Origin of the sequence: Alteromonas sp. 38, assembly GCF_902506055.1 — a bacterium.
In the GTDB taxonomy this organism is placed as follows: Bacteria; Pseudomonadota; Gammaproteobacteria; order Enterobacterales; family Alteromonadaceae; genus Alteromonas; species Alteromonas lipotrueae.
Genome location: NZ_LR733300.1, coordinates 45,059 through 66,640, shown reverse-complemented (window position 1 = coordinate 66,640; position 21,582 = coordinate 45,059). Strand labels below are relative to the sequence as shown.

Here is a 21,582-nt window from a genome sequence, read left to right as displayed (position 1 = left end):
GGCTTATTCCATAGTAGGAATAACAAACGCATTGTCGTTGGTATCTGAACCATCTGGCCATCGCTGGGTAACGGTTTTCACTTTGGTCCAAAATTTTACCCCTTCCATACCGTGCTGGTTCGTATCGCCAAAGGCTGAACGCTTCCAGCCACCGAAGGTGTGGTAAGCCACAGGTACTGGAATGGGCACATTAATGCCTACCATACCCACATTCACACGTTGCGCAAACTCTCTGGCGGCATGGCCGTTTCGGGTGTAAATAGCCACACCATTGCCGTATTGGTGATCGCTTGCTAGCGATACTGCGTGGTTAAAGTCGGTGGCGCGAACAATTTGAAGCACAGGCCCGAAGATTTCTTCCTGATAAGAACGCATATCGGCAGTTACATTGTCGAACAATGTGGGTCCAATAAAATAGCCGTTAGTTTGCTGAGGTATTTGCGACGTGCGACCATCGTAAATAAGGTTAGCGCCTTCTGAAATGGCTAGTTCAATGTATTCCTCAACCCGTGATTTATGGGCAGAGGTTACCACAGGGCCGTAGTGGGCCGACTCATCTTCAGAGTGACTTACTTTTATGGCTTTAATGGCAGGGATAAGCTTGTCGATAAGCTTTTCTGCGGTGCCCTCACCTACGGGCACTACCACAGGCAATGCCATGCATCGCTCGCCCGCAGACCCATACGCAGCGCCCACTAAATCAGCCACCACCTGATCTAAATCAGCGTCTGGCATCACTATGCCGTGGTTCTTAGCGCCGCCCATGGCTTGAATACGTTTGCCGGCTCGTGCACCACGCTCATAAACATAATTGGCAATGTCAGATGAACCCACAAAGCTGGCTGCCTTTACGTCTTGGTGATCAAGCAAGGCATCTACCGCCACTTTGTCACCATGCACTACGTTCAATACACCTTTAGGTAACCCTGCTTGCAACATGAGTTTGGCTAGCTCAACAGGCACCGATGGGTCGCGCTCTGAAGGTTTTAATATAAAGGCATTTCCACAGGCAATGGCCACCCCGAACATCCACATAGGTATCATGGCTGGAAAGTTAAACGGCGTGATCCCCGCCACTACGCCTAAAGGCTGGCGCATGGAATACACATCAATACCCGGCCCTGCGCTATCGGTGTATTCTCCTTTTTGTGCATGAGGAATGCCGCAAGCAAACTCAATAACCTCTAGCCCCCGTTGAATGTCACCTTGGGCGTCGGATAGCACTTTACCGTGTTCGCTCGAAAGCAACTGGGCAAGCCTGTCTTTGTCTTGCTCAACAAGGCGTTTAAATTCAAACATAACCCGTGCACGGCGCTGAGGGTTTGTGGCTGCCCATTCACGCTGGGCTTTTTGGGCTACTTCAACAGCATGATTTACCGTTTCCACGGTAGCCAGCGTAACGTGCGCTTGAACCTTTCCTGTGTTAGGGGCGAACACATCGGCGTGACGCTCGCCTTCAGCAGTGTAATCTTTGCCTTCAATAAAATGCGTTACGGTTCTCATGACCTACCTCGACAACTTAAAAATAAAAAACATATTATTTACAATTTTGAAACCTTGCGTTAAAAACCGCAAGTCAATATAGTTACAGCACAGTGCTGCATTTTTGCAGCAAATTAAAAAGGTAATCATGTGAACTGGGATGACTTAAGACTGTTTCTTGGCCTTGCTAGAAATGGAAAAATTAGCATTGCTGCCAGAAACTTACACCTTGATGCCACCACGCTCATTAGGCGTGTAAAAAGGCTGGAGACTGCCCTTAATTGCAATTTGTTCGAGCTAAGCAATAAAGGCTATTTACTTACCGATCACGGTAAGCGCTTAGTCAATTACATAGAACATGCAGAGAGGCACATTTTAGAAGCAAAAAATGACTTAACCGATGAGCGCCAAGAGCTTTCCGGCACGGTAAGGGTTAGTGCTTCTGAAGGGTTTGGTTCTTGGGTGTTAGCTCCAGCATTGGCAGAGTTTAAGCAGCGCTACCCCGCTATTTGCGTGGAGTTAGTGGCAAACAGCGGCTTTTTAAATATCAATAAACGGGAAGCCGATATTGCCATTTTGCTTGAAAAGCCCACGAAAGGCTTGCTGTACACTAAAAGGCTTACCGACTACCGCTTAAATTTATACATGCATGAAGACCTAGTAGCAGCGCATGGTGCTCCAACGTCTATCGAGCAACTAAGCCCTTTTAACCTAGTAAGTTACGTGCCCGATTTAATTTATGCGCCACAGCTTAATTTCATTGAAGAATCGCTGCTTTCACCGCTTCACGCCCTTAAAAGCACCAGTATTAATGCGCAATTTCAAATGCTACGAAACAAAGCAGGTGTAGGTATTCTGCCTCATTTTATTGCCAAGAATGCCCATGAACTACAACCGATACTGCAAGATAAAATAAACATTACCCGCACCTTTTGGCTAGCAACTCATCGCGATGTAAGGCACTTAGCCAGAGTGAATGTATTTTTAGATTGGTTGAACGACACCGTGCAAAAATACGCTGACATCTTTTGATGTAGTCACAAGTTTGCCATGTTATTGCTCTCGCTAAGTTACACCCACATAAAAAAAGCGCCCGAAGGCGCTTTTTAGTGTTCTTTCTATTACATTTTAGAATGCGTAAGTTAGGCTCACAGAACCATTCACTGGTGCACCATAAAAGCCTATGGTGTGTAGGCTGGTAATGTATTTTTCGTCAAAAATATTGTTGATGTTTGCACGCAAGGTAAGGTCGTTAGTTACCGCGTAGGTTGCATAGGCATTTGCTAAAAAGTAGCTGCCTTGCTCTACGTTATAATCGGTGTTGCTGATTTCAGATTGCCATCTTCCGCCTAAGCCAACTGTTAACGCTGGTACTGCAGGTAGTTCATAACCTAACTGGAAAGTCACTACATCACGTGGAGCCCATAGGTTCGCATCATTGCCCGCTTCATCTTCCACATCAATTGCGGTATACGATGCTTGAACACGCAATGCATCAGTAATTTGACCAACAACTTCCACCTCAAACCCTTCAGACTCTACCGTAACACCTTCATAGTAGTACTGCTGGTTTTCTGGGTTAATACCCGCAAAAGCAGCAAGATTTTCTTGGTCTGCGGTGAAGTATGCGAAGGTCGTTAATAGTGCGTCGTCTAACCACTGCGCTTTCACACCGGCTTCAAAGTTTTTGCCCTTGGTTGGCGCAACAAATTGCCCCGATAAGTCGTATTGCTCTTGCGGTTGGTATACATCTGAATAACTTACATAAGTATTGATGTTTTCAGTTACCGCATAAGTAGCACCTATGTAAGGGCTGGCTTCACTTTCATTATTGTCGATAGTGGTGCCCGCATTGTTACCACTGCGCTCAAAATCAATTGCGTTGAAGCCCGCAATAACAAACAATTCATTGGTGACGCTTATTTTGGTAGAGCCAAAATAGCGGGTAAGATCTTGTTCAATATCAGAATACAGCACCGCGTCAAACCAGTCTGGTTCGGCAATGGCATCAAATGCATATGGGAACGCTGGCGTTGCGCCATAGGCAGGCGTATTAGCATAGTCGAAACCGTATTGATACATGGTGTCGGAACTAGAGGCATGACTTACACCAACGTTCACTTCATGTTGACGGCCGAAGAGCTCGAAAGTACCAAAGGTACGCGCTTCTACTAAGTTTGAATCTATGTCTGAATCATAACGACCGGGCCAGCCTACTAAACCTAAGCCCGTGTCTTTATCGATAGTACCGTAAGCATAAAACAACTTATCTTGTTCTTCGTAGCCGCGATAGTTGTAGCTTACTTTCACTTGCCAGTCGTTATCGAAAATATAGTCGAATTCAACGAAGGCATTGGTGTTTTCTGTGTCCCACATTGCCCATTCTTGCGCTGTGGTATCACTCACATCCCACTCAGCTTGTGTACCGTCTGTGTAATTAAATACTAACCCACCCCAATTGTTTCCATCGGTGTTGGCATCTTGGTAAGAGTAGCCCAACGTAATGGTGGCGTTATCGGTAAGTTGCCCATCTACTACGCCATATAAAAAGGTGCGATCGTTCTCTAAGCCATCTAAGTAAGATTCTTTATCTTCTATAGCACCTACAAAACGTGCAGCCCAACGGCCATCTTCGGTTAGCAAAGTAGAGTAATCCGCCTGCAAGCGTTTAAAATCAAACGACCCTGCACTCACTGTCACTTCACCGCCTTCTTCATTGGTGGGGCGTTTACGTACATAGTTTAATGTACCCGATGAATTACCTACACCGGTTAGCAGGCCATTGGCACCACGAATAACTTCAATTTTTTCATAACCGTAGGCTTCAAGCGCACCGGTGACAATTCCCCAGTCGTTAGGTAATCCTACGCCATCAATTTGCGTGTTTTTAATTTCAAAACCACGGGCTGTGTAGTTTGTACGGTTAGTTTCCCACTCTTCTACGTTAATACCCGGTGCAAGTTTAAGTGCATCGTTAACATTGTAGGCACCAAACGACTGCATTAGCGCTTCAGAGATAAGGCTAATTGACTGAGGTGTTTCGCTTAGCTCCATTGTTAAGCCAGTCGCACCGCGACTTACGCGGTTTTGACGTACACCAACAATGTGAATTTTCTCAACCTGCGACTCTTCTACAATTGCAGTATCTGTTTGAGTTTCTTGAGCGTTAATTGAGAAAGCGAGCGCTACAGGGGTAAGCGCAAAGAGTGTGGTCAGTTTCATTGTGTTCTCTACAGTGATTTTGGTTTAGTTTTTAGTCGCAGAGGATTATACGGAAGTAGAGAAGGATCACAAATGATAATTATTAGCATTTACAATAATGCTAATAATTACCTGTTAATAAAAATTGATCTGATTTTTGCTTTCTTCAGAATATAAATAGGGCAAGTTGGTTGGCCAAAGAATTTAGCGCCTTCAGCCATCACTGAAAAGAAAAAATACTAACTATCGGGAAGTCTCGATTTTACTTGGGTAATAAGATCCTGTTTCACCACAGGTTTAACAATATGACCTTGCATACCTGCATCGATACAACGCTTTCTGTCGGCTTCCATGGCGTTAGCTGTCATGGCTAAAATAGGGATATTATCCCAGGTAGAATTTGCGCGAATGTGCTCAGCTGCTTCTACACCACCCATAATAGGCATTTGCATATCCATTAATATTAAGTGAGGTTTGAACCCACTCAGAAGAAGATCTAAACACTCTTGCCCATTCTCGGCAAATTTAACAACGGCACCCGCGCTTTTGAGCATAGCGCCAGCAACTTGTTGATTAATTGGGTTGTCTTCCACTACCAAGATTAAGGTTTTAGCCAAGAGTTTTTTGTTATCTTCAACCTCGGGCTTTTCAGCTAATTCATCGATAGATTGGTTGCACGAAATAACCGTATCGTACAATGTAGATGGTGTGAATGGCTTATATAAAAGGCCGTCGTATAGCACCAAGCTATTTTTATCAAGACTCTCTCTGTTGTGCGAGACCACAACCAAATGGGTAATTTCTTTTTGTTCTTGTTGCCAACTTGCCAGTGCTTCTTTACTGATAACAGTTAAGATTGCTTCATCAATGATAATGACCCTAGGTAGGCTATTCGACGCTTTATGAGTAGTTAAGTCTTCAACACTTTTTGCCACATAGGACGGCCACCCAAGTACAGAACATTGGCGCTGAATGCCGGTTTCTACATTTACATTTTGCGTAAGCACTATGGCCTGATAAGACATAACATCTTGCTCACTTAAGCTGTCTTCTTGCTCTACCGATGCTTTTTTAAGCAACACATTAAAATGGAATTTACTGCCTTTACCCTGCTGGCTTACTACACCAATCTTACCGTGCATCATTTCCACTAACTGCTTGGCAATGCTTAGCCCTAGGCCTGTACCACCGAACTTAGAGTTGGTGTCGCGGCTAGCCTGAGTAAACGCCCCAAATACTTGGTTGGCTTGCTTTTCAGTCATGCCAATACCCGTATCTTGAACCTCAAAGCCTAGCTGAATGGTATCTTCGTTTTCGTTTAGTAGCTCAACGCTTAAATTCACTTCCCCACGAGAGGTAAACTTAATGGCGTTACTAATTAAGTTGCTGATAATTTGATTGAGCCTAACGGCATCGCCCACAACATGTTTAGGACATTTAGGATCAACATCAATCCACAGCTCGATATGTTTACCGTAAGCGGCACGCCCCATCATCTTACCCACTTGATTAAGTAAACTATCCAACCGGAATGGGGCTTCAACCATATCGAGCTTACCGGCTTCAATTTTCGAAAAATCGAGCACGTCATCAATAATTCGGCTTAATAAAGAAAAGCTAGTGATAGCTTGCTCTATATTATCGTTGATTTTTTTGTAGTTACGCTCACCCAACGTAATTTGCAGTAGGCCGTACACACCGTTCATAGGCGTTCTAATTTCATGTGACATTCTGGCGAGAAAAATGGCTTTAGATTTTTCGGCATTAGTAGCCTTATTTTTTGCCTTTATGGCAAGCTCTTTTTCCAAGTTCAATTGATTAAGCAGTCGTATTAATAGGTACGCCAGGCCTAATAAAAACAAAGCCGCCACCGCAAAGCCCAAAGCAATAAAATGCTTGGTTCGCTCCAAATACGCTATTGCCTCAGTTGGCCTTTCCATAACTAACCAGTAGTAAGCATCTTCAATATCTGTGTTGTCAGTATTCCTTTTACCAATAGGAATAATGCCGTGTTTAAATCGACTGGTAAAACTCCTATCTGGCATGTCATCTTCGCCGCCATTAAAGCGTTTTTCAAAGCCAGGAAATTGCATACTTACTTGGTTCTTGGGCCTGTCGAGCAGCCAACCCCACGCGGCGTTATTCGGAGAAGCTAAAAAGAATCCATCTGGATTAATTAACCAATGCGCACTCTCGGTTTGCAGCTCTTTTAAGCGAGAGAATACATCACGTAAATCAAAGTTCAGTACGATTAAACCTAAAACCTCGCCATCAACGCGATATTTAGCAACACTTCTAATAGTAGGCCGATAAGGGAGTTCTATTACCCCCCGCTCTTTATTTAAATCTAAGGGCGATATGTAATAGTCTTTTGATGACTCAACAGCTTCAATAAAATAATACCGATCGGCTTTGTTTTGCAGGTCTTGGGTGTCTCGCCAGATAAGGCTTCCGGATGGTTTTTCAGCACGTAGTTGTTCATTACCATCAAGCGCAATATAGCGAATTTGCTGTAAACTTGGGTACGCATCGAAAAGCGCTGACCAATGTGCAGTAAGGTAGCCCTTAGCATTCTGTTCAACTAGCGCATCGGTAATTAAGGTACTTTTGCTTTCTTGAATAGCAATGGAACGCGCATCCAATATAACGTGGTTGATTTGGCTCTGAAAATTTTGATGCAGTACATCGAATTGTTGGTCGATAGCGTCGTTACTAAAACGCTTTGTTTCAATCCACAAAATATTGGCTAATACTGCCAAGATGCCAATAAATAATACGCAGAATATAGAAATGAAGAGTGCTGATTTAGAAACTTTATTGACCACAATGCATCCTTTCGGGTTACTGCAACGGCTACATAATTATACGAAAGTATAACACCTAAGTCGTACCTTACCGCGAATAAGCTAGCGTTGGCTATTCAGGGCTATTTTAACGTTGAGACTAAAGCACTTAACGGCCCTAAATCAGACTCAAAATACTTCCATTGCTGCATTCCGCTTTGATAAATAGGCTGACGAACTTGCTCAGCTCTTGCGGTTCTTACTGAGCGTTTGGTGTTGTAGATATCTAAGCAACGCGCTTCAAAAAGTAGCCCGCAAAAATCAAGTATCCTTTGTACTTGCTTGTTAAACTCAGTGACCACATCTTTTAAATTTTATCTGGTAGCACTGTGTTCCAGTACTCCAGCGGCTCAACATAATTATTGTAGTACTTTTCAATATCTTCAAGGTTATAACTAAATTCCTGCCCTTTTACAAACAACGGCTTAAAGATACTAAATCCACATGACATGGGGTTGCGGCGTGCATCTATGTTGTAGCGCTTGGGCTAATCAAAGTCCCCGCCCGTTTAACCTGTGCGCCACTCCAGCAACATAGAGCCTGCTTGAGGTAAAGTTGCACTGTAACTCATATACACTAATAATTTGACTCGTTAACAAGCAACTAGCAGAGTATAGAGATGCTTACATTAAGCGAAACCTTGTCACTATGATGAATTTAGCGTTCTCTTACCTACCTCTTATTTTGCTAATTACCTTAATGGTAAAAAAGAACCCTATGCCATCTAGCAAAGCCCTACCTTTAAGCGCTTTGGTAGCTTATATTGTGGTGCTGTTGATATTCAAACAAGACGCGAGGTTAGTGAATGCCAATGTAATAAGTGGCGCATTACTGGCACTTACCCCGCTTTCTATTATCGCCGGCGCGATATTCCTTTTTAAATGCATGGAAATTACCGGCGCTTTAGCTATTTTACGTAAATCGCTAGACGGCGTAAGCGAAAACCCCGTAGCCCAGCTAATGATTGTAGGCTGGGCGTTTATGTTTCTAATTGAAGGCGCCAGTGGTTTTGGAACACCGGCCGCTATTGCCGCCCCCATACTTTACAGCCTTGGTTTTCCCGCCTTACGAGTGGCACTGTTCTGTTTAGTGCTAAATACCATTCCCGTTACTTTTGGAGCCATGGGCACACCTGTATGGTTTGGGTTATCGCTGTTGCAGCTTCCCCAAGAAAGCGTGCGGGAAATAGCACAGCAAGCAGCCCTTATTAACACCATAGCCGCACCTGTTATTGTGATATTGGCATTGCGATTAGTAGTAAGCGATGCCGCCGACATTAAAAAGAACCTGCTTTTTATTCTACTTTCCACCTGCGCATGCACCCTGCCCTATTTGGGGCTAAGCTATTTTGGTGTGGAATTCCCTTCGTTGCTGGGCGGGCTAATTGGCTTAATCATTACCCTGCTGCTAGCGAAATATAAAATAGGAATTGAGGCAGTAAATCGACCAACAGCTAATCGAACAGTATCCACCGAACAAGCCCCAGCGAAAACAGTACCACTAAAAACACTAATAAAAGCCGCGTTCCCGCTATGGGGCACCGTGTTGCTTTTAGTCTTAACTCGCCTGCCGGAACTAGGGTTAAAAGCGCTTTTACAAGCCACCGAACCCGCCTTACACATTAGCCTAGGTTTTTTAGGCACTTTCCACATAAGCACAAGCTTAGTGGCCAGCTTAACCGACATCTTAAATACCGCGGTAACCTGGAAACATAGCGTTTTGTATATTCCATCTATCATTCCTTTTGCGGTAACCGGCAGCGTAACCTTGTGGCTATTTCGCCAACAAGCAGAACCAAATACGTTAAAAACAGCAGGCCAACAAACTCTTGCCCGCATGCGCACGCCTTTTTTCGCCATGCTAGGTGCACTTATCTTTGTGAATATGATGATGCTAGGCGACAGTTCTGGTCAAAACAGCGCGGCAGTAGCACAAATCGGTCATCACTTGGCACAAATTACCGGCGAAAACTGGACCTTCTTCGCGCCGCTATTAGGGGCATTAGGTTCATTCTTTTCAGGGTCGGCCACTATCTCTAATTTAACCTTCGCTGGTATTCAAACCACCATTGCAGAGCAACTGTCATTACCCTTAACCACCATACTGGCACTACAAAGTGTAGGCGCCGCCATGGGCAACATGGTGTGCATCAATAACATAGTGGCAGTAACCGCTATTCTTGGTTTGCAAAACCGCGACGGCGACATTTTAAAAAGTACAGTGGTGGTCATGGTCGTATTTTCGTTTATCGCTGGTTGTTTAGGCGTTTTGTTGGTCAACCTTTTCGCGACATAGACTTTAGTGAACCCTTTTCGCGAGCGAGCTTTTCCTCACTGTTATGCGAAATAGTAAGGAAACTCAGTTATTCTAAGATGAGTACAACCAAAGGGCACTAAAACTAGATTTTGTGGTTCGCTTTTCGAGGCTACCGGACTATGAGGTACTGGCGCCGCAATACAACCCAACATTTGCCATTGAGGTAACTGTTTCGCATCTATCGTTAGTGTGACCGGAAAGTGCTCATTGCTGAAAGGGATTTCAGTATCAACCGCGCTCTCAAATAACGATATTTCTCCGTCGTACTTCAATGCAAAATTCCAAGCAGATTTCGCCCTAAACTCGTAGTCACAATGGGGGTACTCCCGAAGTGGTTTATCTTGGTTCACTTGTTTTTGTTCATAGTCTATAGGTAACGAAAAAACTAAAGGACCGCGCTCCAAGCTGATAGCATTATAAAGCCGCTTTTGTCGAGACACTGGCATTTCTAGTACAACGGTTATTGCGACCTGTCTATGCCAAGTTCTTTTAAGCCTAAAGTAACTTCCACTTTCGGTAGACTCTATGCTGTCGCCATCAAGTGAAATAGTCACTCGAGGGCACCATTGCGGAATACGAATATAAAGTGGAAATGAGTTGGCTTTTTCAGACCCTATAATAAAGGTTAAATGATTATTAAAGGGGTAATCGGTAATAAGCTCAAGCGTGGTTTCCACGCCTTGGATTTGGGTTGTTAACTTGGACGGCGCATAAATGGTTGCCACTACACCACCATCGGTGCTTGTCATCCATTGGCTAGCAAGTAGTTTTGGCCAGCCTTGATGATAGTTTGAAGTACAGCAACCAAAATGAGGGGCTAATCCGTAGATATTGGCATCAGGATCGTTGGTAGACCAAGGCATGTTTTCATCAATAGCACACGCTATTTGATTAGTTTGCTGATCGTATTGGTGAGCCCACATATCGCGAGTAAAGGCCGCCGGGAGTGCATTATAGGCAATTTTTTCCAACCTATCTGAATACTTAACATCACCAAATATTTGAACCAAATGCTCCAGTGAATACATATATTCTACGATTGCACATAACTCAGTTCCACGGGTAGGCTCTTTTCCCGCCAAGCATTCATCGCCGGTAAAAGTCCCTACAGCCGTTCCATGGTGTTCATCGAGTAGCGCAATCATATTATCTACGGCTAATTTTTCGTCCGGCGACTTGGTTACTCTGCTCAGCAACCCATATGCCTTGACTGCCATCGCGTTGTTGACGATGTGGCTCATAAAATTCCAACCACCTTTTGTCGTTGCAGAGGTCATTGGCCAGCGTGAAAAAAACGATTTCCAGCCAAAACCTTGTGCTTCTAACTTGGTGGTTAAGGCGAGCAACCAGGCTTCTGGTTTACGCTGATAAAGCCATAAAATACTAATGAAAGCCTCAAACCAACGGGCTTGCCCCCAATCGAATAAAGGCGTCCAGTTAATTGAGCAATCTACTTTTCGCAAGCAGCGGTAAACAGCACCTTCTACTCTCTCGTCGCTGGTTATTTCATAATATTGCACTAACACCTTTAGGGCTAAAAATTGCGCCCATATATCGTATTGTTGTTTGGATTCTGGGTTTGTAACGTTCGGATCCGTGGGCCCAAGCCAACCATCCTCATGTTGATGACAGAGGATGTAGTCCAAATACCCTTGAACTTTGGCAATTAACTTATCGTCTTCTAGTAGATAAGCCAGTGGCATTATTCCATCTAACCAATATGGCGCTCTCTCCCACCCTTCTGCTTCCCCTCCAAACCACGCGCTGTCCCGCACGTCCGGCCAAAATTCGTCTAAATGCCCAGTCAATCCTTCAGCTTGAATCTCCAATTGTCGGCGAACCCAACCGGTAGGCTTAATGGCAGTAAGCGCTAGGGGTTTGAAGGTTAATGCTTTTATTGATGTCATTTTACTTCCGTATAGTATTCAAGCGAAAGGCTTCCACCCCTTACTCTGAAATAGTTAAACCGTTGCGAGCTTCTGTTTACGTTGCAGATCTGTTGGCGAAAGTAGCGGCGTCTGACTTTTTGCCACGCCGAAACATAATGACGAATAGCCCAGCAACGATTGCACTATAAAGTGCAAAGCAGTTCATGATGCCTTGCCAATCTTTTACCCCGTTTTCGGTGAAAAAGGCGTCGATAATGTAGCCACTTGCGAAACTACCAATGATAGTCCCCAAACCTATTACTACGACTTGAAATAAGCCCTGTGCACTGGAGCGCATAGAGGGATCTGTTTCTTTTTCAATAAACAAAGAACCTGACAAATTGAAGAAGTCGAATGCCATCCCCCACACAATCATTGAGCCAATTAGCAGAAATAGGCCATCTACTGGGTTTCCATAGGCAAGCATCAACCAGCGAAACACCCAAGCGACCATGCTGATTATCATCACTGTGCGAATGCCCCACTTTTTGAGGGCAAAGGGTACTATCAAAATAAAGAGCATTTCTGAAAATTGCCCAAGCGATACCACAATGGCCGGAAACTTTAATAAGGGTGAACTTGCGTATTCAGCAATATATTTGAAATGGTGAATATAGGCACCAGCATAGGCATTGCTCAGCTGCATGCACACGCCCAATAACATAGAGAAAATAAGAAAAACTGCCATTCGGTACTCTTTGAACAGCGTAAAGGCATCAAAGCCCAACAAATTACCCAGTGTGGTACGCGATTTTTGATTTAGCGGCGTACACTTTGGCATGGTAAGAGCGATACCTGCGACAATTAGCGAAGCCCCCGCTGATATATAAAATTGCCATGCCGAGGTTTCTAATCCAGATAAACTGGTTATCCACATGCCAGCCGCAAACCCCGCAGTCCCCCAAACTCGAAGCGGTGGATACTCTCTGATTATATCCATGCTCGCATCATCCATGGTTCGATACGAAATTGAGAATATCAATGATATCGTGGGCATATAAAAGCACATATTTAGCAACATAACCCAAAAGAGTATGGCTGGATCATCGACCATAGGAATAAATAGCATGGTTACCGCACAACCTATGTGCAGCATACTGTATAACCTTTCAGCGTTAATCCAGCGGTCGGCGATTGCCCCTATCGTTGCAGGCATAAATAGCGCTGCTATTCCAATAGTTGAAAAAACAGCACCGAACTCTGAAGCAGTCCATCCCTTCGTGTTAAACGCATAGGCTCCAATAGTAATAAGCCAAGAGCCCCACGCCACAAATTGCAAGAATTGCATTTGCCCAATTTTGAGTTTTAATCCCATTGCGTATTCCTAAACACAGTTAATGTACTAATGGTTTCACGCCAGATGAACATTCTTAAATTAACGTTTGACGGTAGTTAGCTAAGAACTAAGCAACCAACTTCTCTTCTAATAAGTTAACGAATATCAACGCCCAAGCAGGCACATAGGTGATCCATATCTCATTTTGCAACCAAGCACTTTGGCTGATCGCGGGGTCGGGATAAAACAGTACAAATGCCACCCCCATATCGGACAGCAGCATAAGGAAACCAGCAATGGCAAACCGCGTAGCCACTTTGTTGTTGTAATAGCCTCGGTGCAAACAACACAGGGCATTCCAAGCCATGAAACTGACAACAAGAGAAAACACAATCGCCAATATAAACATAACCCCCTGAATATTAGGCAGTAAAATGGACAAAACTGGCAGTATAACTAGCAACACAGGAATAGCCTTGAGCATATCGCTTTTCTGTAGGGCGAAATTTTTGGCAAATAGCAAAGAAAGGGTTGCGTAGGCACACATAAACGCAAGCATGCCCAGTGGATTGCTAATATGATCATAGTCAGGCAAAAATATGCCTGAAATGACTAAAAACACATCTCCCAAACCAATAAAGAGGATTGCGTATCCAATCGTTTGATGATCTTTTGATTTCTTTTTAACCATCAAAGATGCAAGAACCAAGGACATTATTACGGTGAAAAGTACAACGCCAATTATTGGGTTCTTAATTTCTAGGGGATGCTGTAAATATAATATCCCACATAGATCGACTAAAAATATTGTTAGAATTATTTTTTGAATTTGACTCAAAATTTCATCTCCGCCTAAACATACGTAGCATCAAAAGTGCGCAATAATTAAAAGCATAAAAATATAAAAAGTGAAAAAATCACTTCCTGACAAAACCATTCACCAGACTAATCTCTCACCAATTTAATCTATAAATCGCCGATCAAATTACAAAACAAAATTTTGAAATGCAAATACGATAAAAAGCTGAGAAGACAGAAAAAAAAACACCAAGAAAAACATAAACCACTGTTTAACAAAATAATTTAAAGAATCAACATGGATGCAATCCTTCCAAACGTAAAATTATCCACGGTTTTTTTGGTCTCTGCGGTCAAACAGTGTCGCTTTAGGGACAATGTAAACGAGATGTTATTAATTTATATTTTAACCATCAGCGTCCAGACACGACCCGAAAAAATTTAAGACCATGAATTTATTAAATTTTTAAATTATTTGAGTAGGCCAAGAGGTAGTCGAAGCGTTTGTAATAACGCCTCTTTAACGCCTAATGCAGACAACAACAACGAGTGTAATGAGAGCAAAATGAAAAGCATTCATTTTTAGGCAGAACCTTGAATAGGGTGACTAGGTTTAATTAATAAAAAAGAAATTTATTTAAATTTATAAAAATATAGTCGCATTAAAAAAGAATAAAAAAATAAATATTTAATGCTAGAGAAAAGTATTAAGAACTATAGGGGAAATAATATGTTTAGGAAGAAAAAAGTAGCTCATGCGATTGTTTCAGCATTTGTACTAGCTTCACTATCAGCAGGCGCCCAAGACACGGAAACCACTGAGAAAGAAATAGAAGTGATCAATGTTACTGCCCAAAAGCGGGTTCAAAATATTCTCAAGGTGCCAGTTACGGTTGGCACTGTGTCAGCGGGTTTAATCAAAGAAACGGGTTCTACATTATTAGCTGATATTGATAAATTCATTCCTGGATTTGATTTTAGTGATGAAGGTTTTACCCAAGCTGGGGTTAGTATGCGTGGTATTAGTAGCCCAAGCATTAGTGCTGGGGGTGACCCGTCATCCGCTACTTTTTATGATGATACTTACATGCCTAGAGCAGCCCAAAATGTATTGTTTTCTGATATGGCTAGGGTTGAAGTATTAAAAGGCCCACAAGGTACTTTATTTGGCCGAAATGCGGCTATGGGGGTAGTGAATATGGTACCCAACGCCCCCCACGACGAATTCGAAGGCTTTGTACGCGCGTTGTTTGGCACCGACAAATTACAGCGCTATGAAGGTATGATTAACGTCCCCATTACCGACAATGTTTATGTACGCGCTAATTTCTTGTCTAACCGGCAAGATGGCTTTATGGAGAACATCTATCAAGCTAGTTGGAATGAAAATAACAGAAATTGGGGCATTGGCGAAAAAGGCCACGATGCTGCCCGAGTGGCAGTATTGTGGGATATCTCCGCGACCACCAATTTCCTTATTGCCTATGAGTGGGATAAATTAGACCAAGGCGCCGAAATAAATTTTGGGTTCAATGAATACGCCTATAACGGTGGCCTCACACCGTTTGGCAACAAAACCGAAAATGATGTAAGAGCAGGCGGTGAATCTCGCGACATGACTGCAACTATTGTTAAATTCAATCATGAATTTAACAATCAGCTTTCCATGAAATATGTTGCAAGTTACCGAGAGTGGTTAACTAACAACGCACAAGAAGAAGATGGCACTGCCGATATTACCCGCTATTTTGATACGGTAAATGTTGAAGATTCTGATATTTTCTATACCGAAATGCAGATTAATTTTATAAATAGCAAAATTAATGCAGTAGCGGGCTTCTCATATTCTAAAGAAAATGTGGGGCAAACAACCAAGCTAAATGCGACGACCAATTCTGTCAGCCGTATGATTACCGGCGAATTAAACAACGTCATTCGCGATGGTGTAGCCCAGCAAATTGCTGGCATGATTGGCGGCAACACTGATGCCCATGCTGCTGGTGCATTTGGTCCAGGTGTCACTTTTGATGCCGCTGTTGACTCCTTCTACACCGCTAGTGGCTTCCCCATGGATCATATATGGAATGCTGATGAATGGGCAGGCGCGCTGAATGCTATGGGTGTAGCGGGTGACATTATGACAGCCATTGGTATGCCCGACGTTCCCCTCACCGGTGATATTGTTAATGCCACGGGTGATTTAACCTACGATATTGTTTCGCAACAAATGGGGATTTCAGAAATATTTGGCCCAAGTGCTTCCGGTATTTTTTGGGAAGAGCGGGTGTACAACACAGGTGACTTCACCAACTGGGGTATCTATGGTGACATAGATTACTCAATTACTGATAAGTGGCATGTAATTGTAGGTGCGCGTTACTCTACTGATAAAAAGGACTTTACCTGGTATATACCCGAAACCAGTTTTAACCAAGTTCGCCCAGGTGTAAGCAACCTTATTTTCCCAATGGCTGATCTAACGGCCTCTGATGAATGGTCTCAAACGACTGGTCGCCTAGTTACCAGTTATGAATTGACCGAAAACGATATGTTCTTTGCGTCCTACTCTACAGGATATAAATCCGGTGGTTTTGACTCGTTAACGCCCAATCCTGAAGCGTTTGAACCAGAAGAAACCTCAAACATAGAGTTTGGCTATAAAGGCATTTTATGGCAGCAAGTTATCGCCAATGTCAGTGCCTACTATATGGAGTTAGATAACTTCCAAACTACCGTTGATACTAAACCTCCGGGATATACACAGGCTATTCCCACAGTATTAAATGATAATAGACAGATTACCGGCGTGGAACTGGATTTACGCTGGCACCTAAACCCCAGTATTACTCTAGGGTTAGTTAGCGAAATACGCAGTATGGATACAGATTCACCAGCATTCTACAACGGTGAAGGGACATTTATCGACGCAGCCACCACATCCACAGATTCAGCGGTAAATTACACCCTAACATTTGACTGGATGCCTGATTTTGGCGTAGGTAACACAAACTTACATGTGGACTACCAGTTTGTTGAAAATATCAATAGCGAACAACCGGGTCTCGAGGAGTATAAAAAAGCTATCGACGCATACTTTTATGACACGAAAGACTTAAATGCGCGTTTATCTTGGTATAACGAAAGCGACACGCTGGAAATTGGTTTATGGGGTAAAAATTTACTAAACAAACGGTACGTAATGGGGGTAGGTGGATTAACGGCGAGCGTTTTTAATACGCCTACTGGCGAGATTACAAGAGGGCGAGAGCTAGGCATTGATATTAAATATATGTTCTAACCCATACGGATCCCAAACCTAAAAAGTTTTATTGGAGGCTTTGTTCGTCACTGTGTGGGGCTTCCATTTTTTATTATTGCCATAGGTGTTTGACGGAAAGACTGTGGAGTAAGCCCCGTCCATCGTTTAAATGCACGTTGAAATGCACTTTGTTCCGAATATCCTAGCATTAGCGAAATATACAACAACTTGTGATCGGTTTGGCTCAAGTACGATGTTGCTAGACTAATACGAATGTCTTCCAACAGATTGGTTAAATTGGTGCCTTCCTTTTGAAATTTTCGCTGAACTTGTCTCGGGCTAATCGACAAATGGTTGGCTATATCGGTTAGCTCAGGTACTCGCTCAGGTAGGGTTTCAACGATAAACTGAGTAATAATTTCTAAAGAGACATTGGAACGTAGTGAAGCGAGCTGATTCTCAGCGTGGCAGCATAAAACGTTCATCACTTCTTCATTGTACGACTTTATCGGAATGTTCAGCGAAGATTCGTTAATAATTACGCCGTTGAAATTCGCATTGAAGAAGACAGGGCAACCAAAGAAGGCTTCATATTCACCAACATCAGCCAATGGTGAATGGTTAAAATGCACCGATATCGGTTTATCATCAGATTGATAGTGGGTAAACGCAAAGGTTATCCATGCAGATATTACGTGCTCAATATTATTTGAGCTTGCTTCCATACCCGAGAGCCAACGCAGAATTATCCTATCGCCATCTTTTTCATGATATGCCCTTCCTGAGTTACCTAACAAACACTGGTATCGCTTCTGATATTCTAAAACCTTCCACAAGTTGGGGCTTGCCGTTACGATATGACCAAACAGACCCCAAATACTAATATCGAACGTTTTCCCGAACTTAAACCCAATATTCTTTATACCAAGTTCCCGAGCTCCATATGAAAGTAGCTTTTCATATTCGTGACTTGCATAGTGCCTAGACGACTGATTGATTTCATCGGCATCCGTATCAATTAACTCCAACAGTTTTGTTCTTTCGATGCCTTTAGATGCTAAAAAATTAATAACGGCCCGAATAAAGTAATAGGGAAAATTGATGGTAAACAACGTCAGTTTATTATTCATTTTCTAGTTTAAAGGCTCTATGTGATTAATAATTATTGTTTTAAAACAGCTATTTGACACTTTCACCATTTAGCTATATTTGTTGTCAATAAGCAAGGTTACTTTACGCTAGCTGTATAAAAATGTATCTCGTTCAGTCAATAAGGTAAATAGGAAGATAACGGCCCATGATACTGGCGAGAACTCGGGCTTTTCTTCATGCTCGCCCAGTTTTATTTGGCCGACGTCGCCAAACAATGTTCACCTGACCTCGATAGCTTTATTACTAAGCTTTTTCAATATGCACCGCTAATTACGGTTATAATAGCGGTTAAACCGTTTTCGAATTCGATAGACCAACCTGAGTAGAACATGGCCCATAAAGTACGTTATAAATTTAATGGTGTGGCAAAAGAAATAAATTTTTCTTACAGCCGATATCAAAATATGCATGAAGCCGTGGCCGATGCTGAAGGAATAGACCTTACCCAGTTTTTGCAAACTGAGCAGCAACTTGCCTCAATCAGTAAAGACAAAAAAACTGTAAGAAATTTTAGAGATGCCGAATTTATAAAAATGGGATTTTCTGATTTGTACTTCTTAAAAAATGGCCAAGAATGATGGCGCTACACTTTACAACGCACAACAATACTGAAATGACTTATGGGCATTAGTACGCGCAGAACTAAACCGAAAAGAAATTAAGGTTTACGGCTTTCGCATTACTGGTCATACACGACCCTTTTTTTATAGATGCCATTATGCGTTAAAGCTTTAAACGGGCATTTTATTCAAATAGTCCCGTGAAAGTTAATATTCAATTATCTCCCACTCAAGCATGTGTTTAAGTAAACCCCAAATACCCTGCAGGGTATAATTTGACATATATACCATTAAGGGTATATTTAACTTAATATACCTTATAAGGGATATCGCAACAGTTATACCTTGAAGGGGGTTAATAGTGGAGAAACATAATGAAGCTTAATAACTCAAAAGAACTGGCTGATTATATAAAGCTGCATCGAAATAATCTGGCACGTACGCAGACCGATGTGGCCGAGCATGTTGGTTTAAAGCAAAAAACCATCTCGGCTATTGAAAATTCCGCCGGTACCTCCCGTATTGATACCCTCTTTAAAATTGCGCATGAATTAGGTCTCTCTATTGAGCTGAAGCCAAAGCAAGAAAATGAAAGCGGCCAAAAGACCGATAGTGGCTGGGATCAGGAGTGGTAATATGGAGCTGATGGTAAGCCTTAACGGGGTCAAAGTAGGTACACTGTTAAAAGACAAGAGCGGTGGGCTCCATTTTTCTTATACCGAACGTTGGATGAAGCGCGCAGGCGCACGGCCTATTTCTTTGTCGCTACCTATTACTAAGCAAAAATACGCTGGCGACGTAGTGTATAACTTCTTCGACAATTTGCTTCCCGATAGTCTAACCATACGAAATAAAATACAGGCTAGGTTCAATGTAGGCTCTGGACATGCGTTCGATCTTTTAGCGGCGGTAGGCAAAGATTGTGTGGGCGCTATTCAATTAGTTTCAGAACAAACCGAGTCTGTACAACAGCTAAACTACAAGGTGCTGTCAGATCTAGACGTTGAGAAGTTATTGCAAGGCTACAAACATACAGCGCTTGGAATGGAAAATGACGATGATGACTTTCGGATTTCAATTGCTGGCGCCCAGGAAAAAACCGCGCTACTTAAAATTGGCCAACAATGGGTGAAACCGACGGGCTCAACACCAACAAGTCACATAATGAAATTACCCATGGGCGAGTTACCGCAAGTGGGTATCGATTTAACCGATAGCTGTGAGAACGAATTTATTTGCCTAGAGCTGGCGAGAGCCTTTGATTTTAATGTGGCTAATGCAGAGGTGCTTTACTTTGGCGACCAGAAAGTTCTAAGCGTTGAACGCTTTGACCGTAAATATGCATCTGACGGTTCATGGCTCATGCGCCTACCCCAAGAAGATTTTTGTCAGGCAATGGGCATTTCATCTGCTCAAAAATACCAATCTGATGGTGGCCCAGGAATTACAGACTGCTTAAATTTGCTCACGGCTTCGTCTAACGGGAAAGATAGAGAAACTTTTTTTAGGACTCAGATATTCTTTTGGCTAATTGCTGCTATTGACGGTCATGGTAAGAATTTTAGCGTATTTTTAGAGCCTGAAAACACGTATAAAATGACCCCTTTATATGATGTCGTGTCGGCGTTTCCTGTAATGACTAAAAAAGCCTTACAGCCGCAAAAGATTAAAATGTCCATGTCTTTAAAAGGTAAAAATACGCACTGGAAATGGAACGATATTCAGCCTCGTCATTTTGTATCGACTGCATTGCAGGTGAAATACCCTTCGGACAAAGCTGCATCACACTACGAATACTTTGTCGATAATGTTGAAAACGCTATTGCTAAAGTCGAAGGTAAAATTCCCGATAACTTTCCCCCCTATGTAGCGGAGGCAATTTTTTCTGGACTGAGAAAGCAAGCATCTAAAAAGTTGTTATAAATAACCAGAGATTGAGCGCAACTATCTTGGCCAGTTGTTCTTTTAAAATTCGACACAAGAATTCGAGGAAAATGGCGCACCCGACAGGATTCGAACCTGTGACCTTCGCCTCCGGAGGGCGACGCTCTATCCAGCTGAGCTACGGGTGCATTGAAAATGGCTTAATGTGATAAAAATTTAACCTGTTCTAAAGGAATAAGAACGTGGTGTAGGTAAACTTCCTGCTTAAGCGCGGCGTAATAATACTTAGGCCATGGGCTCGCATCAACTGGTTTATGTAATTCTCTTACTTTAATGGGTTTTAAAGGTACTTTATCCTTACTTTTTATAGGTAATTGGTAGCAAATAGTTGTTCGCCCTTGAATTCCCGTTATAATCTGGCCAGTTATACTTTAATTAAAGTTCGTGATTGCCTGGAGACAGATGTGAAATTGAAAACCTGGTTTATTGTTGCAGCTACAGCACTTACTGTGTTTGCGGCGCAAGCACAAGAAATGAGTAACGACGATATTGCTAACCGTATTAAGCCGGTTGGTCAGATACACGTAGCTGGCGCTGAAGCTGCTGGCCCTGCTGCTGCAGGTGGTGGTGCTAAGTCGGGTGAAGATGTTTATAACTCTGCCTGTGTAGCGTGTCATAGTTCTGGCGTACTTGGTGCACCAAAATTACACGTAGCCGCTGATTGGCAGCCTCGTTTAGACGAAAAAGGCCTAGACGGCGTTTGGCAAAATGCCCTTAACGGCATTAACGCTATGCCTCCTCGTGGAACTTGTGCTTCGTGCTCTGATGATGAAATTAAAGCCGCAATTGAGTACATGATTGAAGGTATATAACCTTCCTCATT

Annotated in this window: 15 protein-coding genes and 1 tRNA gene; 7 read left to right on the top strand and 9 right to left on the bottom strand. The window is 42.8% G+C overall.

Going from position 1 to position 21,582, the window contains the following annotated elements:
* Positions 1-3 precede the first annotated feature (3 nt).
* A complete protein-coding gene (locus FLAVO9R_RS00295; protein WP_159527925.1) occupies positions 4-1,503 on the bottom strand; it encodes a CoA-acylating methylmalonate-semialdehyde dehydrogenase in 1,500 nt (499 codons plus the stop codon).
* 129 nt (positions 1,504-1,632) lie between these two features.
* Here FLAVO9R_RS00295 and FLAVO9R_RS00290 point away from each other — a divergent pair, with 129 nt between their 5' ends.
* A complete protein-coding gene (locus tag FLAVO9R_RS00290) occupies positions 1,633-2,514 on the top strand; it encodes a LysR family transcriptional regulator (protein ID WP_159527924.1) in 882 nt (293 codons plus the stop codon).
* 96 nt (positions 2,515-2,610) lie between these two features.
* On the opposite strand, the gene FLAVO9R_RS00285 is transcribed toward FLAVO9R_RS00290, so the two are convergent.
* The 3 genes from FLAVO9R_RS00285 to FLAVO9R_RS20400 all read right to left on the bottom strand — a co-directional run bounded on the left by FLAVO9R_RS00285 (position 2,611) and on the right by FLAVO9R_RS20400 (position 7,828).
* A complete protein-coding gene (locus FLAVO9R_RS00285; protein WP_159527923.1) occupies positions 2,611-4,704 on the bottom strand; it encodes a TonB-dependent siderophore receptor in 2,094 nt (697 codons plus the stop codon).
* Between the two features lie 218 nt (positions 4,705-4,922).
* Positions 4,923-7,508 carry a hybrid sensor histidine kinase/response regulator gene (locus tag FLAVO9R_RS00280; RefSeq protein ID WP_159527922.1) on the bottom strand — a complete coding sequence of 862 codons (2,586 nt, stop codon included), beginning with the start codon at positions 7,506-7,508 and terminating at the stop codon, positions 4,923-4,925.
* Positions 7,509-7,609: 101 nt separating this feature from the next.
* A complete protein-coding gene (locus FLAVO9R_RS20400; protein ID WP_201510819.1) occupies positions 7,610-7,828 on the bottom strand; it encodes a hypothetical protein in 219 nt (72 codons plus the stop codon).
* A 346-nt stretch (positions 7,829-8,174) separates the two neighbouring features.
* On the opposite strand from FLAVO9R_RS20400, the gene FLAVO9R_RS00275 reads away from it, so the two are divergent.
* Positions 8,175-9,821 (top strand): L-lactate permease, encoded by a 1,647-nt coding sequence (locus tag FLAVO9R_RS00275; RefSeq protein WP_159527921.1) that lies wholly within the window; start codon positions 8,175-8,177, stop codon positions 9,819-9,821.
* 41 nt (positions 9,822-9,862) lie between these two features.
* Here FLAVO9R_RS00275 and FLAVO9R_RS00270 read toward each other — a convergent pair whose 3' ends face one another.
* The 3 genes from FLAVO9R_RS00270 to FLAVO9R_RS00260 form a co-directional block, all read right to left on the bottom strand.
* Positions 9,863-11,749: a beta-L-arabinofuranosidase domain-containing protein gene (locus tag FLAVO9R_RS00270; RefSeq protein WP_159527920.1), complete on the bottom strand. Its 1,887-nt coding sequence runs from the start codon at positions 11,747-11,749 to the stop codon at positions 9,863-9,865.
* A gap of 76 nt (positions 11,750-11,825) precedes the next feature.
* Positions 11,826-13,085: an MFS transporter gene (locus FLAVO9R_RS00265; RefSeq protein ID WP_159527919.1), complete on the bottom strand. Its 1,260-nt coding sequence runs from the start codon at positions 13,083-13,085 to the stop codon at positions 11,826-11,828.
* Positions 13,086-13,173: 88 nt separating this feature from the next.
* Positions 13,174-13,884, bottom strand: a complete 711-nt coding sequence (locus tag FLAVO9R_RS00260) for a lysoplasmalogenase family protein (protein WP_159527918.1) — start codon at positions 13,882-13,884, stop codon at positions 13,174-13,176.
* Between the two features lie 690 nt (positions 13,885-14,574).
* Here FLAVO9R_RS00260 and FLAVO9R_RS00255 point away from each other — a divergent pair.
* On the top strand, positions 14,575-17,142 hold the full coding sequence (locus FLAVO9R_RS00255) for a TonB-dependent receptor (protein WP_232370549.1): 2,568 nt from the start codon (positions 14,575-14,577) through the stop codon (positions 17,140-17,142).
* A gap of 47 nt (positions 17,143-17,189) precedes the next feature.
* Here the strand turns inward: FLAVO9R_RS00255 and FLAVO9R_RS00250 are convergent, their stop codons facing one another.
* Complete coding sequence (locus FLAVO9R_RS00250; RefSeq protein WP_159527916.1) at positions 17,190-18,233, bottom strand: AraC family transcriptional regulator; 1,044 nt, start codon at positions 18,231-18,233, stop codon at positions 17,190-17,192.
* Between the two features lie 351 nt (positions 18,234-18,584).
* Here FLAVO9R_RS00250 and FLAVO9R_RS00245 point away from each other — a divergent pair, with 351 nt between their 5' ends.
* The 3 genes from FLAVO9R_RS00245 (at position 18,585) to FLAVO9R_RS00235 (ending at position 20,738) form a co-directional block, all read left to right on the top strand.
* Positions 18,585-18,833 (top strand): DUF2960 family protein, encoded by a 249-nt coding sequence (locus FLAVO9R_RS00245; protein WP_013786123.1) that lies wholly within the window; start codon positions 18,585-18,587, stop codon positions 18,831-18,833.
* A 356-nt stretch (positions 18,834-19,189) separates the two neighbouring features.
* Positions 19,190-19,450 carry a helix-turn-helix domain-containing protein gene (locus FLAVO9R_RS00240; RefSeq protein ID WP_159527915.1) on the top strand — a complete coding sequence of 87 codons (261 nt, stop codon included), beginning with the start codon at positions 19,190-19,192 and terminating at the stop codon, positions 19,448-19,450.
* 1 nt (position 19,451) lies between these two features.
* The gene (locus tag FLAVO9R_RS00235) at positions 19,452-20,738 is read left to right on the top strand and encodes a type II toxin-antitoxin system HipA family toxin (protein ID WP_159527914.1); all 1,287 of its coding nucleotides are present in this window, start codon (positions 19,452-19,454) and stop codon (positions 20,736-20,738) included.
* 72 nt (positions 20,739-20,810) lie between these two features.
* On the opposite strand, the gene FLAVO9R_RS00230 is transcribed toward FLAVO9R_RS00235, so the two are convergent.
* Positions 20,811-20,887: transfer RNA gene (locus FLAVO9R_RS00230), tRNA-Arg, on the bottom strand.
* 276 nt (positions 20,888-21,163) lie between these two features.
* Here FLAVO9R_RS00230 and FLAVO9R_RS00225 point away from each other — a divergent pair.
* Entirely contained in the window at positions 21,164-21,571 is a 408-nt protein-coding gene (locus tag FLAVO9R_RS00225) for a c-type cytochrome (RefSeq protein ID WP_159527913.1), read from the top strand.
* Positions 21,572-21,582 lie beyond the last annotated feature (11 nt).